Origin of the sequence: Streptomyces humi, from assembly GCF_001005085.2 — a bacterium.
In the GTDB taxonomy this organism is placed as follows: Bacteria; Actinomycetota; Actinomycetes; order Streptomycetales; family Streptomycetaceae; genus Streptomyces; species Streptomyces humi.
This window is the reverse complement of record NZ_LBMU02000017.1, coordinates 24,786-41,511: the sequence shown is the minus strand read 5'-3', so window position 1 is coordinate 41,511 and position 16,726 is coordinate 24,786. Positions and strand designations below refer to the sequence as shown.

At 70.9% G+C, this 16,726-nt stretch carries 15 protein-coding genes; 8 read left to right on the top strand and 7 right to left on the bottom strand.

All coding sequences use genetic code 11. From position 1 onward, the window contains the following. The first annotated feature begins 203 nt into the window (after positions 1-203). The 6 genes from AAW13_RS06645 to AAW13_RS06620 all read left to right on the top strand — a co-directional run bounded on the left by AAW13_RS06645 (position 204) and on the right by AAW13_RS06620 (position 5,359). A complete protein-coding gene (locus AAW13_RS06645; RefSeq protein ID WP_046730897.1) occupies positions 204-2,015 on the top strand; it encodes a phosphatidylglycerol lysyltransferase domain-containing protein in 1,812 nt (603 codons plus the stop codon). 101 nt (positions 2,016-2,116) lie between these two features. Continuing rightward, positions 2,117-3,040: a dihydropteroate synthase gene (gene folP, locus AAW13_RS06640; RefSeq protein ID WP_071659457.1), complete on the top strand. Its 924-nt coding sequence runs from the start codon at positions 2,117-2,119 to the stop codon at positions 3,038-3,040. Further along, a complete protein-coding gene (locus AAW13_RS06635) occupies positions 3,037-3,540 on the top strand; it encodes a nuclear transport factor 2 family protein (protein ID WP_046730899.1) in 504 nt (167 codons plus the stop codon). Before folP ends, AAW13_RS06635 begins: the two co-directional genes overlap by 4 nt. Before the next feature lie 312 nt (positions 3,541-3,852). Beyond that, entirely contained in the window at positions 3,853-4,212 is a 360-nt protein-coding gene (gene folB, locus AAW13_RS06630) for a dihydroneopterin aldolase (RefSeq protein ID WP_046730900.1), read from the top strand. Beyond that, positions 4,209-4,820, top strand: a complete 612-nt coding sequence (gene folK / locus AAW13_RS06625) for a 2-amino-4-hydroxy-6-hydroxymethyldihydropteridine diphosphokinase (protein WP_046730901.1) — start codon at positions 4,209-4,211, stop codon at positions 4,818-4,820. The genes folB and folK overlap by 4 nt, the downstream gene beginning before the upstream one ends. 50 nt (positions 4,821-4,870) lie before the next feature. Continuing rightward, positions 4,871-5,359, top strand: a complete 489-nt coding sequence (locus AAW13_RS06620; protein WP_046730902.1) for a DUF3180 domain-containing protein — start codon at positions 4,871-4,873, stop codon at positions 5,357-5,359. A 63-nt stretch (positions 5,360-5,422) separates the two neighbouring features. On the opposite strand, the gene folE is transcribed toward AAW13_RS06620, so the two are convergent. From folE to dacB, 6 genes are all read right to left on the bottom strand, one after another. Then, positions 5,423-6,028 carry a GTP cyclohydrolase I FolE gene (gene folE, locus AAW13_RS06615; RefSeq protein WP_046730903.1) on the bottom strand — a complete coding sequence of 202 codons (606 nt, stop codon included), beginning with the start codon at positions 6,026-6,028 and terminating at the stop codon, positions 5,423-5,425. A gap of 133 nt (positions 6,029-6,161) precedes the next feature. After that, entirely contained in the window at positions 6,162-8,201 is a 2,040-nt protein-coding gene (gene ftsH / locus AAW13_RS06610) for an ATP-dependent zinc metalloprotease FtsH (protein ID WP_046730904.1), read from the bottom strand. Positions 8,202-8,409: 208 nt separating this feature from the next. Then, positions 8,410-8,970, bottom strand: coding sequence for a hypoxanthine phosphoribosyltransferase (gene hpt / locus AAW13_RS06605; protein WP_046730905.1), 561 nt, complete (start codon positions 8,968-8,970; stop codon positions 8,410-8,412). 66 nt (positions 8,971-9,036) lie between these two features. Continuing rightward, entirely contained in the window at positions 9,037-10,161 is a 1,125-nt protein-coding gene (tilS, locus tag AAW13_RS06600; protein ID WP_046730906.1) for a tRNA lysidine(34) synthetase TilS, read from the bottom strand. Between the two features lie 191 nt (positions 10,162-10,352). Further along, positions 10,353-11,486, bottom strand: a complete 1,134-nt coding sequence (locus tag AAW13_RS06595; protein WP_046730907.1) for a zinc-dependent metalloprotease — start codon at positions 11,484-11,486, stop codon at positions 10,353-10,355. A gap of 94 nt (positions 11,487-11,580) precedes the next feature. Beyond that, positions 11,581-13,287 carry a D-alanyl-D-alanine carboxypeptidase/D-alanyl-D-alanine endopeptidase gene (dacB, locus tag AAW13_RS06590; protein ID WP_079178729.1) on the bottom strand — a complete coding sequence of 569 codons (1,707 nt, stop codon included), beginning with the start codon at positions 13,285-13,287 and terminating at the stop codon, positions 11,581-11,583. Between the two features lie 79 nt (positions 13,288-13,366). On the opposite strand from dacB, the gene AAW13_RS06585 reads away from it, so the two are divergent. Together AAW13_RS06585 and AAW13_RS06580 are read left to right on the top strand one after the other, a co-directional pair. Next, positions 13,367-13,858, top strand: a complete 492-nt coding sequence (locus AAW13_RS06585; protein WP_046730908.1) for an inorganic diphosphatase — start codon at positions 13,367-13,369, stop codon at positions 13,856-13,858. A gap of 123 nt (positions 13,859-13,981) precedes the next feature. Next, positions 13,982-15,637: a threonine/serine exporter family protein gene (locus tag AAW13_RS06580; protein ID WP_046730909.1), complete on the top strand. Its 1,656-nt coding sequence runs from the start codon at positions 13,982-13,984 to the stop codon at positions 15,635-15,637. Between the two features lie 95 nt (positions 15,638-15,732). Here the strand turns inward: AAW13_RS06580 and AAW13_RS06575 are convergent, their stop codons facing one another. After that, positions 15,733-16,629: a DedA family protein gene (locus tag AAW13_RS06575; protein WP_046730928.1), complete on the bottom strand. Its 897-nt coding sequence runs from the start codon at positions 16,627-16,629 to the stop codon at positions 15,733-15,735. Positions 16,630-16,726: the final 97 nt, after the last annotated feature.

Here is a 16,726-nt window from a genome sequence, read left to right as displayed (position 1 = left end):
TTCCCCCGTGCCGCCCGCTGCTTTCAGCGAGGCTTGCCCCGGGCTTTCCCTGGCCTTTGAACTGGCTTTCCGGTGAGGAGTGAACCTCTCCCCCCGAGACACCGTCCTAGAGGGCGCAATGTCGCCGGATGCCCGAATCGGCACCGGAATCAAGGTCTCTCGCGGAACTACGGGATGCGATGTCTGTCAGGATAGATGGGGAAATGTCGGGCGAGGTTCCGAGCCGATCAGGCCGGGCGCGGCGCATAGTCCGTGGTCCGCGCCCCGAGGCCGTCCCCGCCCTGGTCGGCAGGGCGTGTGCCGTCGTCGGCGTCCTGGACATCGCGGCGGGCGTGTTCCCGCGCTTCCGGCACAGCCGCATGCACGCCATGGCCGAGGTGCTGCCGGGGTCGCTCGGGCCGTTCGCCGCCGCGCTGTCGCTCAGCGCCGGCGTGCTGTTGCTGCTGCTCGCGCACGGGCTCAAGCGGCGCAAGCGCCGGGCGTGGCGGGCCGCCGTGGCACTGCTGCCGGCCGGCGCGGTCTCGCAGTTCGTGTACCGGCACTCGGTCATCGGCGCGCTCATCTCACTGGCGCTGTTCGTGCCGCTCGTGATCCACCGGGACGAGTTCAAAGCACTGCCCGATCCCCGCAGCCGATGGCGGGCGCTCGCCAACTTCGTGCTGATGAGCGCCGGTTCACTCGCGCTCGGCCTGGTCGTCGTGAGCGCCCACCCGAAGCGCACGATCGGCGACCCGAGCCTGGCCGACCGCCTCACGCACGTCCTGTACGGCCTGTTCGGCTTCGAGGGCCCCGTGGACTACGAGGGCTCCACGTCCTGGACGGTCGCCTTCTCGCTCGGCGCGCTCGGCCTGATCACCGCCGTCACCACCATCTACCTGGCGTTCCGCCCCGAACACCCCGCCGCCCGCCTCACCGAGGAGGACGAGGCCCAGCTGCGCGCCCTCCTCGAGAAGCACGGCGCCCGCGACTCCCTCGGCCACTTCGCGCTCCGCCGCGACAAGGCGGTCGTCTTCTCGCCCAGCGGCAAGGCGGCGGTCACCTACCGCGTGGTCTCCGGCGTGATGCTGGCCAGCGGCGACCCGATCGGCGACGTCGAGGCCTGGCCCGGTGCCATCGAACGCTTCATGGACGAGGCCAAGGCCCACTCCTGGACCCCCGCCGTCATGGGCTGCTCCGAGACCGGCGGCGAGGTGTGGACCCGCGAAACCGGCCTGGACGCGCTCGAACTGGGCGACGAGGCGGTGGTGGACGTGGCGGATTTCTCGCTCGCCGGACGCGCGATGCGCAACGTGCGCCAGATGGTCAAGCGCATCGAGCGGGCCGGCTACGAAACCCGGGTACGGCGTATCCGTGACCTCGGCGACGCCGAACTGGAGCGCATCCGCCGCGCCGCGGAGGACTGGCGCGGCACCGACACCGAACGCGGCTTCTCGATGGCGCTCGGCCGGATCGGCGACCCCACCGACGGCGACTGCCTGATCGCCACCGCCCACAAGGCCGACGAGACACCCGGCCCCTACGGCGACCTCAAGGCGATCCTGCACTTCGTGCCCTGGGGCACCGACGGCGTCTCCCTCGACCTGATGCGCCGCGACCGCACGGCCGACCCCGGCATGAACGAACTGCTCATCGTGGCCGCCCTCCAGGCCGCCCCGAAACTGGGCGTCACCCGGATCTCGCTCAACTTCGCGATGTTCCGCTCGGCACTCGCCCGCGGCGAGAAGATCGGCGCGGGACCGGTACTGCGCGCCTGGCGCGGACTGCTGGTCTTCCTCTCCCGCTGGTTCCAGATCGAGTCGCTGTACAAGTTCAACGCCAAGTTCCAGCCGCGCTGGGAGCCGCGCTTCGTGGTCTACCGGGCCTCCGGCGACCTCCCGCGCATCGGGCTCGCCGCCATGCAGGCCGAGGGCTTCGTGAGCCTCGCCCTGCCGCTGCCGCGCTTCCTGCGCCGCGGCAGCGCCCCGGCCCGTCCCTGCCCGCACCACGCCGCCGAACGCGACATCCGCGCGGCCTGACCCGATGACCGGCCCGAGCGGACACCCCTCCCCCTCCGGCCCGGGGGGCTCCGCTCGGGCCACCCGGGCTCCCGGCCCCGGCCTGGGCCTACGCTGAACGTATGAGCAACCACAGCGGGCGTGGCCAGGTGACAGGGCTTCCGGCATGGGACCGGTGCGCCGTCATGGGTGTCGTGAACGTGACCCCCGACTCCTTCTCCGACGGCGGCCGCTGGTTCGACACGACGGCCGCCGTCAAGCACGGCCTCGCCCTCGTCGACGAGGGCGCCGACCTGGTCGACGTCGGCGGCGAGTCCACCCGCCCCGGTGCCACCCGCGTCGACGAGGCCGAGGAACTGCGCCGGGTCGTGCCCGTCGTCCGCGGCCTCGCCTCCGAAGGCGTCGTGGTCTCCGTCGACACCATGCGCGCGTCGGTCGCCCGGCAGGCTCTCGCGGCCGGCGCCGCACTCGTCAACGACGTCAGCGGCGGTCTCGCCGACCCCGACATGATCCCGGTCGTGGCCGACTCCGGCGCCCCCTTCGTCGTCATGCACTGGCGCGGCTTCCTGGCGGGCGGCAACGTCAAGGGGGTGTACGACGACGTCGTCACCGAGGTCCTCGACGAACTGCACGCGCGCGTGGAGGCCGTGCTGGCCGGCGGCATCTCCCCGGACCGGATCGTCGTCGACCCGGGGCTCGGCTTCTCCAAGAACTCCGAGCACGACCTGATCCTGCTCGCCCACCTCGACCGGCTGCACGCCCTGGGCCACCCGCTGCTCGTCGCCGCCTCCCGCAAGCGGTTCCTCGGCCGGGTACTGGCCGGACCCGAGGGGGCGCCCCCGCCGGCCCGGGAGCGGGACGCGGCTACGGCCGCCGTCTCCGCGCTCGCGGCGCACGCCGGCGCGTGGGCGGTGCGCGTGCACGAGGTACGCGCCACGGCGGACGCGGTACGCGTCTCGCGCGCCGTGGAAGAGGCGCGCACGGCGACCGCCACGCCCGGCGCGCCCGCCACGCCCGGCGCGCAGCACGCAGAGGGAGCCCGGTGAGCGCCCCCCACACCGACGTCGAGCACGTCGAGGCCGCCAACACCGCCTTCTACGAGGCGCTGGAACGCGGGGACTTCGAAGCCGTCTCGGGTCTCTGGCTCGCCCCCGCCGACCTGGGCGTCGACGAGGAGTACCACGACCCGGCCGACACCGGCGTGATCTCCTGCGTGCACCCGGGCTGGCCGGTGCTGACCGGCCGCGGCGAGGTCCTGAGGTCGTACGCGCTGATCATGGCGAACACCGACTACATCCAGTTCTTCCTCACCGACGTGCACGTCTCCGTCACCGGCGACACCGCCCTGGTGACCTGCACCGAGAACATCCTCAGCGGGGGCCCGGCCCCCGAGGGCAGCCATGAGCTAGGTCCGCTGGTCGGGCAGCTGGTCGTCGCCACGAACGTCTTCCGGCGCACCGACGACGGCTGGAAGCTCTGGTCCCACCACGCCTCCCCGGTGCTGTCCGAGGCCGACGAGGACGAGGAGGAGGACACCCCCTCCTGAGGAACGAGGACACCCCTTCCTGAGGGCGAGGACACCCCCTCCCGGGGCGGCCCGGGTGCTCCGAACGGCCCCCACGGTCCGCACCCGCCGCAGAAGTGGCTGGAATCACGAACTCACCGGTAGCCCCGGCCACCGGCCCGTGAGCCACCGGGTTCTCTCCGGGAAACCCGCGATGAACCCTGGCCCGCCCGGCACACGCCACCGCCCTGTACCCCCGGCACTGTCGGTGCCCGCAGGTAGATTCGTCAGTGGCCGGTCCGTCGTCCGCACACGACGCGACCGCCGTCACCGACGATTGCAGGAGTGATTCGCGTGGATCGTGTCGCGCTGCGCGGCCTGAGGGCCCGCGGGCACCACGGTGTCTTCCCGAAGGAGCGCGAGGAGGGCCAGACCTTCCTCGTGGACCTCGTCCTCGGCCTGGACACCCGGCCCGCGGCGGCCGACGACGACCTGGCGAAGACCGTGCACTACGGCATCGTGGCCGAGGAGGTCGTCGCCGTGGTCGAGGGGGAGCCGGTGAACCTGATCGAGACGCTCGCCGAGCGGATCGCCCAGGCCTGCCTGAAACACGAGGGGGTAAGAGAGGTCGAGGTCTGCGTCCACAAGCCCGACGCACCCATCACCGTTCCCTTCGACGACGTCACCGTCACCATCACCCGGAGCCGAGTATGACCGCATCCTCCCTGCGCGGGCCCAGCGACCCGACCGTACAGCCGGTGCCCGCCTCCGTCGTCGAGCAGGTCGACGCCGCCGACACCACCCTGTCCAACCCCAAACGCGCCGTGGTCGCCCTCGGCTCCAACCTCGGCAACCGCCTGGAGACCCTCCAGGGCGCCGTCGACGCGCTGGAGGACACCCCCGGCGTCCGCATCAAGGCCGTCTCCCCCGTGTACGAGACGGAGCCGTGGGGCGTCGACCCCGGCAGCCAGCCCACGTACTACAACGCGGTCGTCGTGCTGAAGACCACCCTCCCGCCGTCCTCCCTGCTGGAGCGGGCGCACGCGATCGAGGAGGCCTTCAACCGGGTACGGGACGAGCACTGGGGCCCGCGCACCCTCGACGTCGACATCGTCGCGTACGCCGACGTCGTCTCCGACGACCCGCGGCTCACCCTCCCCCACCCGCGCGCCCACGAACGCGCGTTCGTGCTCGCACCCTGGTACGACGTGGACCCCGAGGCCCTGCTGCCCGGCCGCGGCCCGGTGGCCGAGCTGCTGACGGCCGTCACGCGGCACGGTGTGGAAGTACGCGGGGACCTGGAACTCCGACTGCCCGAGTAGTCGTTAAGGTCGAGACGACCACATCGCTGCGGGGGAGCTGAAGGAAGACAGTGAAAGAGCTGCGGATCAGGGTGCTGGCGGGCGTCTTCGTCGTGGCGGCGGTGCTGTCCTGGGCGGCCGCCCGCCTGTGGAACTCGGTGGGGACCCTGCCCAGCGTGCCGGTGGCCGCCCCGATCGTCCTGGCGCTGATCGCGGTGGTCCTGGTCTCCACGGCGCTCTCGCTGCGCGCCCGCTTCCGGGCCCAGCGCGAGCGCCGCCCGGGCGCCAAGGGCGTCGACCCGCTGATGGCCGCCCGCGCGGTGGTCTTCGGCCAGGCCAGCGCCCTGGTCGCGGCCCTGGTCGCCGGCATGTACGGCGGTACGGGCCTCTTCCTCCTGGAACTCCTCGACATCCCCGCCCGCCGCGACCAGGCCCTCTACGCGGCCTTCTCGGTCGTGGCCGGCATCGCCGTCATAGCGGCGGCCATCTTCCTGGAACGCGTCTGCAAACTCCCGGAGGACGACGACAACAACCACAGCGGAGCCGAGCCGGTGGCCTGACCCCCGCCAGGGATCAGGCCGGATCCGCAGGGATCGATAGGGATCAGCGGGGATCAGCGGGGATCAGCGGGCCATGATGAGGCTCATCGCCTCGTTCCGCGTGGCCGCGTCCCGCAGCTGGCCGCGCACCGCCGACGTTATGGTCTTCGCGCCGGGCTTGCGGATCCCCCGCATCGACATGCACATGTGCTCGCACTCGACGACCACGATCACGCCCCGCGGCTCCAGGATCTGCATGAGGGAGTCGGCGATCTGCGTGGTGAGTCGTTCCTGCACCTGCGGACGGCGCGCGTAGACATCGACCAGCCGGGCCAGCTTGGACAGCCCCGTGATCTTCCCGCTCTCGGACGGGATGTAACCCACGTGAGCGACGCCCCGGAACGGGACCAGATGATGTTCACAAGTGCTGTAGACCTCGATGTCCTTCACCAGCACCATCTCGTCGTGGCCGATGTCGAACGTGGTGGTCAGAACGTCCTCAGGCTTCTGCCACAGCCCCGCGAAGATCTCCTTGTACGCCCGTGCCACCCGTGCCGGAGTTTCCCGCAGGCCCTCTCGGTCCGGATCCTCGCCGATGGCCAGCAGGAGTTCGCGTACGGCGTTCTCGGCGCGTTTCTCGTCGAACTCGCCGATGGTTCCCTCGCCGTCCAGGGTCACGGGGTCGGTCATGTGTGCCTCGTTCCTCAACCTGTACACGTGTGGATCACGCGCCTCATGTGCGGCCATTACCGAAATGCCGCGCCCCCCAGGCTAGGTCCTGGGGGGCGCGGCATCCATTCCGGGCCGGGTGGGGCCGGTGGGGTCAGCTCTCGGGGCGGTCCTCCGGGGCCGGCTCGGCCGCCGGGGCGGACTCGGCCGCCGTGGACTTCACCGTGCTGATCGCCGGCGTCGAGCCGTTCGCCCCGTTCGTCAGTGCGAGCTCCTTGGGGGAGAGCACCGGCGGGCGGGTGGACGGCGTACGGCGGGAGGAACCGGTCCAGGCGGGCCGGGCCGGGCGCTTGACGATGGCGGAGAAGATCTCGGCGATCTCCTCCTTGCCCAGGGTCTCCTTCTCCAGGAGCTGGAGAACGAGGTTGTCGAGGACGTCGCGGTTCTCGACCAGGATCTCCCAGGCCTCGTTGTGCGCGTTCTCGATGAGCTTCTTCACTTCCTCGTCCACCAGGGCGGCGACCTCTTCCGAGTAGTCGCGCTGGTGGGACATCTCACGGCCGAGGAAGGGCTCGGTGTTGTCGCCACCGAACTTGATCGCGCCGAGTCGCTCGGTCATGCCGTACTGCGTGACCATGGCGCGCGCCGTGGAGGTGGCCTTCTCGATGTCGTTCGCGGCGCCCGTGGTCGGGTCGTGGAAGACCAGTTCCTCGGCCGCGCGGCCGCCCAGCATGTAGGCCAGCTGGTCGAGCATCTCGTTGCGGGTGGTCGAGTACTTGTCCTCGTCCGGCAGGACCATCGTGTAGCCGAGGGCGCGCCCGCGGGACAGGATGGTGATCTTGTGGACGGGGTCGGAGTTCGGGGAGGCCGCCGCGACCAGGGCGTGTCCGCCCTCGTGGTACGCGGTGATCTTCTTCTCCTTGTCCGACATGATCCGGGTCCGCTTCTGCGGGCCCGCGACCACACGGTCGATCGCCTCGTCGAGCATCTGGTTGTCGATGAGCTTGCGGTCGCTGCGGGCCGTGAGCAGGGCCGCCTCGTTCAGCACGTTCGACAGGTCGGCGCCGGTGAAGCCCGGCGTGCGGCGGGCGACCGCCGCGAGGTCGACGTCGGGCGCGACCGGCTTGCCCTTCTGGTGGACCTTGAGGATCTCCAGACGGCCCTGAAGGTCCGGCGGGTCGACCGCGATCTGGCGGTCGAAGCGGCCGGGGCGCAGCAGCGCCGGGTCGAGGATGTCGGGCCGGTTCGTCGCGGCGATGAGGATCACGCCGCCCTTGACGTCGAAGCCGTCCATCTCGACGAGCAGCTGGTTCAGGGTCTGCTCGCGCTCGTCGTGACCGCCGCCGAGGCCGGCGCCGCGGTGGCGGCCGACCGCGTCGATCTCGTCGACGAAGACGATCGCCGGGGCGTTCGCCTTGGCCTGCTCGAAGAGGTCACGCACCCGGGAGGCACCGACACCGACGAACATCTCGACGAAGTCGGAACCGGAGATCGAGTAGAAGGGCACCCCGGCCTCGCCGGCGACGGCACGCGCGAGGAGCGTCTTGCCGGTACCGGGGCGGCCGTAGAGGAGCACGCCCTTGGGGATCTTGGCGCCGACGGCCTGGAACTTGGCCGGCTCCTGGAGGAACTCCTTGATCTCGTGGAGCTCCTCGACGGCCTCGTCGCAGCCCGCGACGTCCGCGAAGGTCGTCTTCGGGGTGTCCTTGGTGATGAGCTTCGCCTTGGACTTGCCGAAGTTCATGACCCGGGAGCCGCCGCCCTGCATCTGATTCATCAGGAACAGGAAGACGACCACGATGAGGACGAAGGGGAGCAGGGAGAGCAGCACACCGACGAAGGCGTTCTGCTTGGTCGGCGAGACGGTGTAACCGTCGGGGATCTGCTTGTCCTGGTACTTGGTCTGTAGCGTGTTGGCGATGGTGACGCCCTGGTCGCCGATGTAGCTCGCCTGGATCTTCGAGCTGCCGTCGACCTTCTCGCCGTTCTTGAGCGTGACCTTGATGGTCTGCTCGTCACCGGTGGTCAGCTTCGCCGATTCCACCTTGTTGTCGTTGATCGCCGCCACGACCTGGCCGGTGTCCACCGTCTTGTAGCCGCCGGACGAGCCGACGACCTGCATCAACACGACCACGGCAAGGACGGCCAGCACGATCCACATGACCGGCCCACGGAAGTATCGCTTCACGTCCATCCATACGGAGCGGTGTCGCCCCGTCCCTCCTGCCATAGTGAGTTTGATAAGACAGTTCTTCTGACGGTACCCCAGCATTGTCGCCCGAAGCCGCACGAAGCTGCTCGGACGGCTGGTAAACCCGTCTCTGCATGCTCCAACGGCGCGAAACCCGCTGGGGTTCCCGATCGTCTTACGTAAGTGGACCCTCCGGCGTATCAGCCGGGGTTCAGCCGCCGTAGACGTGGGGCGCGAGCGTACCGACGAACGGGAGGTTGCGGTACTTCTCGGCGTAGTCGAGGCCGTAGCCCACGACGAACTCGTTGGGGATGTCGAAGCCGACCCACTCGACGTCGATGGCCACCTTGGCCGCGTCGGGCTTGCGCAGCAGGGTGCAGATCTTCAGGGTCTCGGGCTCGCGGGAGCCGAGGTTGTTGATCAGCCAGGACAGGGTCAGCCCGGAGTCGATGATGTCCTCGACGATCAGGACGTGCTTGCCCTTGATGTCGGTGTCGAGGTCCTTGAGGATCCGCACCACGCCGGAGGACTGGGTGCCCGCGCCGTAGGAGGACACGGCCATCCAGTCCATGGTGACGGGGGTGGACAGCGCCCGGGCGAGGTCCGCCATGACCATCACCGCGCCCTTGAGGACGCCGACGATGAGCAGGTCCTTGCCCGCGTACTCCGCGTCGATCTTCGCGGCCAGCTCGGCCAGCTTCGCGTCGATCTCTTCTTTGGTGATGAGCACCTGCTGGAGGTCGGCACCCATGTCTTTCGCGTCCACCCGCATCACTTTCGGTCGGTCGTCCCACCGGCCTACCCAGCCCTTCGGAGGAGTCCTCCGGGAGGCCGGGATTCAGCCTTGCCGAATCACCAGTCTGCCACCCTGCCGCTGGGCGACGACTTTGCCGGGGAGATTGATGGCCCCCTGGCCGCGCCAGCCGGTGATCAGGCGGTCGACTTCCTCGATGTGCCGGGCGAACAGGGAGCCGGCCGGTGCGCCCGCCTGGATGGCGGCACGGCGCAGGATCCGGCGGCGCACGGCGGGCGGCAGGGCGTAGAGCTTGGCGCACTCCAGCAGGCCCGTGGCGTCGCGTACGGAGGCCTCCGCCTGGCTGGCCCAGGTGTCGAGGGCGTCGGCGTCGTCGCGGGAGAGCTGGGCGGTGCGGGCGAGGGCCTCGACGACGCCCTTGCCGAGCGCCTTCTCCAGGGCGGGAAGCCCTTCGTGGCGGAGCCGGGAGCGGGTGTACGCCGGGTCCGCGTTGTGAGGATCGTCCCAGACGGGCAGGGCCTGGACCAGACAGGCCTTGCGGGCGGTCTGCCGGTCCAGCTGGAGGAAGGGACGCCGGTAACGGCCGTCGGCCCCCGAGACCGCGGCCATTCCGGACAGGGAGCGGATGCCGGAGCCGCGGGCGAGTCCGAGCAGGACGGTCTCCGCCTGGTCGTCCCTGGTGTGGCCGAGCAGGATCGCGGTGCCGCCGTGCCGTTCCAGGGCGGCGTCCAGGGCGGCGTAGCGGGCGTCGCGGGCGGCGGCCTCGGGGCCGCCGTCGCGGCCGACGGTCACGGTGATGGACTCCACCGGGTCGAGGCCGAGTTCGCGCAGTCGCAGGACGACTTCCTCGGCGCGCAGGTCGGAGCCCGGCTGGAGGCCGTGGTCGACGGTGATGCCGCCCGCGCGGATGCCGAGCTTGGGGGCTTCGAAGGCGAGGGCCGAGGCGAGTGCCATGGAGTCGGCGCCGCCGGAGCACGCCACGAGGACGAGCGGGGAGGGGGTCCGCTCGTTCGGGGCCTGCTCGCTTGAGGCCTGCTCGCTCGGGGTCTGCTCCGGGATGTCCCCGACGGGGCGTGCGAAGCGCGCGGTGATGCGCCCTCCGGTGCGGTCGCCGGTGGTGCGGCTGTGACGGCTCTGGTCGGTGAGGATGTCGTGGAGGACGCGGCGGACCGCCAGGCGTATCGCCGCGACCGCAGGATGGGGACCCATGTCCGGTTCCCTTCATGAAGTTTTCGGGGGGTGAGCCCGAGATCGGTCACTCAGAGTGTGTAGATGGTGACAGAAACGGGCCGTTCCCCGAGCATCGCACGCCTACCCATCGCTCACGGTCCCTCGGACGGGTGATTGAAGGGGCGTTCGTCTGCCGCGTGCCGGATCCGGTTCACCCCGTCCCGACCGGTTCACGACTCGGCCCTGCGGTGCACCCGCGCGACCCAGTCCGCCGGTTTGGCGATCTCCGCCTTGGTCGGCAGGGTGTTCGGGGAGGTCCACACCCGGTTGAAGCCGTCCATGCCGACCTGGTCGACGACGGCCCGTACGAAGCGCTCGCCGTCCCGGTACTGGCGGAGTTTGGCGTCCAGGCCGAGCAGTTTGCGCAGGGTCATGTCCAGCCGGGAGGCGCCCTTGGCACGGCGCTGCTGGAACTTCTCGCGGATCTCCGCGACGGTCGGTACGACGGCCGGACCGACGCCGTCCATGACGAAGTCGGCGTGGCCCTCCAGGAGGGACATGACGGCGGTGAGCCGGCCGAGGATCTCGCGCTGGGCCGGGGTCTGCACCAGTTCGACGAACGACCGTCCGCCGTCGTCCTCCTCGGTCTCGGGGCGGCCGCCGGCGAGCGACTGTGCGGCGTCACGGACGCGTTCGAGGACGGTCATCGGGTCGACGTCGGTCTCCGACAGGAACGCCTGGATCTCGCCCTCCAGATGGGCGCGCAGCCAGGGCACCGCCGTGAACTGGGTGCGGTGCGTCTCCTCGTGCAGGCACACCCAGAGGCGGAAGTCGTGGGGCTGCACGTCGAGTTCGCGCTCCACGTGGACGATGTTCGGGGCGACGAGCAGCAGCCGGCCGCCGCCGCGCTCGTCCGCCGGGAGGTCCCCGGAGGCCGGGGCGAAGGTCTCGTACTGGCCGAGGACGCGGGAGGACAGGAACGAGAGCAGCATGCCGAGTTCCACGCCGGTGACCTTGCCGCCGACGGCGCCGAGGACCGCGCCGCCCGGAGTGCCGGAGCGCCGCTCCTGCATCTTCTCCAGGAGTGGCCTGAGCAGTTCGCGGAACCCGGCGACGTTCGCCTTCACCCAGCCGGGGCGGTCGACCACCAGAACGGGGGTGTCGTGGACGTCGTCGGTCCCCATACGAGTGAAGCCCCGGACGTGTTCCTCCGAGGCTTTCGCGTGTCGTCGCAGTTCCGCGACGATGGCCCGGGCCTCGTCGCGGCTCACCTCGGGGCCCGGCCGCACGAGCCGGGTCGCGGTCGCGACCGCGAGATTCCAGTCGACCATCCCAGAAGAAGCAGCGCCACCGATGCTCGTCATGCGTCAACCGTACGTTAGCGCTACCGCTTGGGGCAGGCCGTGGAGGTTGGTGAGGTTGGCGTGACTTGTCGGTCTCCGGCGCGGCCGGCGGCGGTTACAGCCCCGCCAGGGCCGTGGCCGTCCGGTCCAGTGCCTCCTGGGCCTCCTGCGGGTTCGTGGTGTCCGACGTCAGGAACGCGAAGGCCAGCAGGCGGCCGTCCCGGTCGACGAGGGTGCCCGCCAGGGTGTTGACGCCGGTCAGGGTGCCGGTCTTCGCGCGTACGACGCCGGCCGCGCCGTCCGTGTAACGGCTGGTCAGGGTGCCCGTGAAGTGGGCGACGGGCAGGCCGGTGAGGACCGGGCGCAGGCCCGGCAGGTCCGCGTCGGCGGCCTTGGCGAGCAGGGCGGTGAGGAGGTTCGCGGTCAGCCGGTCGTCGCGGTCGAGGCCGCTGCCGTCGTGGAAGGAGGCGCCGGTCGTCGGCAGGCCCAGCTTGGTCAGCCGGGCGTCGATGGCGGCCGCTCCCCCGTCGAAGCCGGCCGGTCCCCCGGTCGCCAGCGCGGTCTGCCGGGCCAGAGCCTCGGCGATGTCGTTGTCGCTGTTGGTGAGCATGCGTTCGACGACGGAGGACAGCGGGGGCGAGGAGACGGTGGCGAGGGTGCCGGCCCGCCTGCCGGCCTTGGCGGTGCCGGGGGCCGAGGTCTTGATGCCGGCGTCGGTCAGGAAGGCCGCGAACTTCCGTGCCGCGTCGGCCGCCGGGTCGCTCACCCGGGCCGCCGGGCCGCTGACGGAGTCGTCGGTGCGGCCCTCGTCGGCCATGAGGGGGCTCACGCGCGCGAGGTTGTCGTTGACGCCGATGGGGTGCAGGTCGGGGCCGGTGTAGAGCGAGGTGTCGTAGGAGAGCGTGATCTGCCGGATGCCGCGCTCGGTCAGTGATCTGGCCGTCTCGGTGGCGAGGGTGCGCAGGCTGGCCCAGCCGCCGGGGTCCTGGCGGGCGGTGAGGGTCGGGTCGCCGCCGCCGACCAGGACGACCTGCCGGGTGCCGGGTTCGAGGACGGCACGGGTGGTGAGGCGGTGGTCGGGGCCGAGGGCGGAGAGGGCGGCGACGGCGGTGGCGATCTTGGTGGTGGAGGCGGGGGTGAGGGCCGTGTCGGCGCCCTCGGCGTAGAGCCGCTTGCCGGTGGCCACGTCGAGGACGACGGCGGTACGGGTCCGGCCGAGCTCCGGGGCGTCCAGAAGGGGCCCCAGGAGGTCCGTGAGGGCCGCCGGGGAGGCCCCGGCGTCGTCCCCGGTGGTTCCGGTGGCGTTCGCGGTCGGGGCCGACTTCACGGTGTCCGTGGCGCCTCCGAGGCCCGTGAGGACGGGGCCGGCGCTCGGGGCGGCCGCGGGGTCCTGGGCGGCGGTGCCGGAGCCGGTGCCGTGATCTGCGCCACCCGGCCGCTCCAGGGCGGCCGCCCGGTCCCGCTCGGCCGTACGCTGACCGTCGGCGTCCCAGGGGCCCGCGGCGGTCGCCACTCCGGCGGCCAGCGCGAGTCCGGCCGTGGCGGCGCCGGCGGTGTACTGCCAGGTCCTGAGGGTCCGGGACCCTCGAGGGTCCTGGGGGCCCCGAGGACGAGAAGCACGGGGGAGGCGGACCAGGGTGGCCAGCCGGGGTCCGCTCGCGCGCGTGAAGCGGGCAAGCTGCGGTCCTACTGCCTGCCGAAACCGCGTGACCTGCGGTTTCGTGGCGGTCGCCAGGCGTGCCAGACGCGGTCGCACGGCGCCCGCGATCTTCCGCACCCGCGGTTTCGCGGCCTGCCAAGGCCTCAGCTCTGGCACGACCACCAGCCCCTTTCGCGATCACACACCTGCGTGAGGGACACTTAACCACCAGAACTATGTGTTGATCATGGAGGAGCCACCGGTGGAGTTCGACGTCACGATCGAGATCCCGAAGGGTTCGCGGAACAAGTACGAGGTGGACCACGAGACCGGTCGGATCCGCCTGGACCGTCGTCTCTTCACCTCGACCGCCTACCCGACCGACTACGGATTCGTCGAGAACACCCTCGGCGAGGACGGCGACCCGCTGGACGCGCTGGTCATCCTGGACGAGCCCACCTTCCCGGGCTGCCTCATCAAGTGCCGCGCGATCGGCATGTTCCGGATGACGGACGAGGCCGGCGGCGACGACAAGCTGCTGTGCGTCCCGGCCACGGACCCGCGCGTGGAGCACCTGCGCGACATCCACCACGTGTCGGAGTTCGACCGCCTGGAGATCCAGCACTTCTTCGAGGTCTACAAGGACCTGGAGCCCGGCAAGTCCGTCGAGGGCGCCAACTGGGTGGGCCGCACGGACGCCGAGGTCGAGATCGAGCGGTCGTACAAGCGCTTCAAGGAGCAGGGCGGTCACTGACACCCCCGAACGTCCTCGGAAGGCGGGCCGCACGCGCGTGTGCGGCCCGTTTTTCGTGCCTGCTGTGGGGCAGTGCGCATACTGAGGCTTACGTGAGGATGTCGTTCAGGGAGCGTTACGGCAGTGACGGAGGCGGAGGACCGCAAACCCAAGTCGGACGAGGCGAGGTACGACCCGGAGATCACGTCGGAGTTCGCCGTTCCGGCGGGCGTCGCGGTCCCCGAGGCCGGGACCGAGCCGGAGACCACGTCCGAGTTCGCGGTGCCGGACGGGTTCCAGGCGCGGGAGCCGGTGAGTGCGGAGCCGGAGGGCTCGGCGTTCAGCGTGCCGCGTACCTACAGCGCCCATGACGCCCCGGCCGCCTTCACGCCCGCCTCCGGGTTTCCCGCCGTCAGTCTGGTGAAGGACGCTCCCTGGCAGGACCGGATGCGCACGATGCTGCGTATGCCGGTGGCGGAGCGGCCGGCGCCGGAGCCGGTGCAGAGGGCCGAGGAGGGCGGTCCCGCCGTCCCGCGCGTGCTCGACCTGACGCTGCGCATCGGGGAGCTGCTGCTGGCGGGCGGGGAGGGCGCGGAGGACGTGGAGGCCGCGATGTTCGCGGTCTGCCGTTCCTACGGCCTCGACCGGTGCGAGCCGAACGTCACGTTCACGCTGCTGGCGATCTCCTACCAGCCCTCGCTCGTCGAGGACCCGGTGACCGCGTCCCGGACGGTACGGCGGCGCGGGACCGACTACACGCGCCTCGCGGCCGTCTTCCGGCTCGTGGACGACCTCACCGACCCGGAGACCGGTGTCTCGCTGGAGGAGGCCTACCGGCGGCTCGCGGAGATCCGCCGCAACCGGCACCCGTATCCCGGCTGGGCACTGACCGGTGCGAGCGGGCTGCTCGCCGGAGCCGCCTCCGTGCTGGTCGGCGGTGATCTCCTGGTGTTCGTGGCCGCCGCGATCGGCGCGATGCTCGGCGACCGGCTGGCATGGCTGTGCGCGGGGCGGGGGCTGCCCGAGTTCTACCAGTTCATGATCGCCGCGATGCCGCCGGCCGCGATCGGGATCGCGTTCTCGCTCGCCCACGTGGACGTGGCGGCGTCCGCCGTGGTCACCGGTGGGCTGTTCGCGCTGCTGCCCGGGCGGGCGCTGGTCGCGGGCGTCCAGGACGGGCTGACCGGCTTCTACATCACCGCCTCCGCGCGGCTGCTGGAGGTCATGTACTTCTTCGTCGGCATCGTCATCGGGGTGCTGACGGTCCTGTACTTCGGCGTGAAGCTGGGCGGCCGGCTCAACCCGGACGCGGCGCTGATCGGCTCCGACCGGCCGTACCTACAGATCGCCGCGTCGATGGTGCTGTCGCTGACCTTCGCGGTACTGCTCCAGCAGGAGCGGTCCACCGTGCTGGCGGTGACCCTCAACGGCGGCGTGGCGTGGTCGGTGTACGGCGCCATGCACGACGCCGGGAAGATCTCGCCGGTGGCTTCCACGGCCGTCGCGGCGGGTCTCGTGGGACTGTTCGGGCAGTTGCTGTCCCGGTACCGGTTCGCGTCCGCGCTGCCGTACACGACGGCGGCGATCGGGCCGCTGCTGCCGGGTTCCGCGACGTATTTCGGGCTGCTGTCGATGGCCCAGAACGAGGTCGACAAGGGGCTGGTGTCGCTGGCCAAGGCGGCGTCGCTCGCCATGGCCATCGCGATCGGGGTCAACCTGGGGTCGGAGATCTCGCGGTTGGGGCTGCGGGTGGGGTCCGCCGGGAAGCGGCGGGCTGCCAAGCGGACCAGGGGGTTCTGAGCAGCGTCCGTGGGGGCAGGTGAGGTGCGTCGGCGGGTGCGGGTGCGTCGTGGCCGGTCGCGCAGTTCCCCGCGCCCCTTTCGGAACGCTTCAGCTCACGGGGCTCGGTACTGCTGTTCCTCGTTGTAGGGGTACTGCTGCTGGTCGTAGTAGCCGTTCTGGTCGTAGTACTGCTGCTGGGGCTGGGCGTACTGCTGGGGCTGGGGCTGGGCGTACTGCTGCGGCTGGGGCTGGGCGTACTGCTGCGGCTGCTGCTGTTCGTACGTCGGCTCGATCCTGCGGAGCCGGGTCGTGGCGTCGTCCATCACCGGGGCCGGCGGGTACTGCTGGAAGGGCTGGAACTGCTGCTCCGGCGGGGCGGCCGCGGCCTCCTTCTTCGCCTTCGAGCGGGCCCGCAGGAACTCGATGGCGATCGGGACCACCGAGACCAGGACGATCAGGATCAGGATCGCCTCGATGTTGTTCTTGACGAAGTCGATCTTTCCGAGCCAGGAGCCGAGCAGGGTGACGCCGGCGCCCCAGAGGACACCGCCGATGACGTTGAACGTCAGGAACGAGCGGTAGGCCATGCCGCTGACGCCGGCGATGATCGGCGTGAAGGTGCGGATCACCGGCACGAAGCGGGCCAGGATCAGGGACTTCGGGCCGTGCTTCTCGAAGAACTCGTGCGCCTTGGCGACGTTCTCCTGCTTGAAGAGGCGGGAGTCCGGGCGGTTGAAGAGCGACGGGCCGACCTTCTTGCCGAACATGTAGCCCGCCTGGTCACCGAGGACCGCGGCGAGGCAGATCAGGGCGACGGCGCCCCACAGCGGGAAGTCCAGCTGGTGCGAGGTGATCAGCAGGCCGCAGGTGAACAGCAGGGAGTCGCCCGGCAGGAAGAAGCCGATCAGCAGCCCGGACTCGGCGAAGACGACCAGGAGCAGGCCCCAGATGCCGAACGAGTCGAGCAGGTTGTTCGGATCCAGCCAGCTCGGGCCGAGTGCGAGCGTCATCGCGGTTCCGGTCGTCACGGTTCCGGGCTCCTGAGGGGTGAAGGCACGTCGAGGTCCTCGTGCGGGCGCACAAACCTATCAACGTAATGTGTCCACC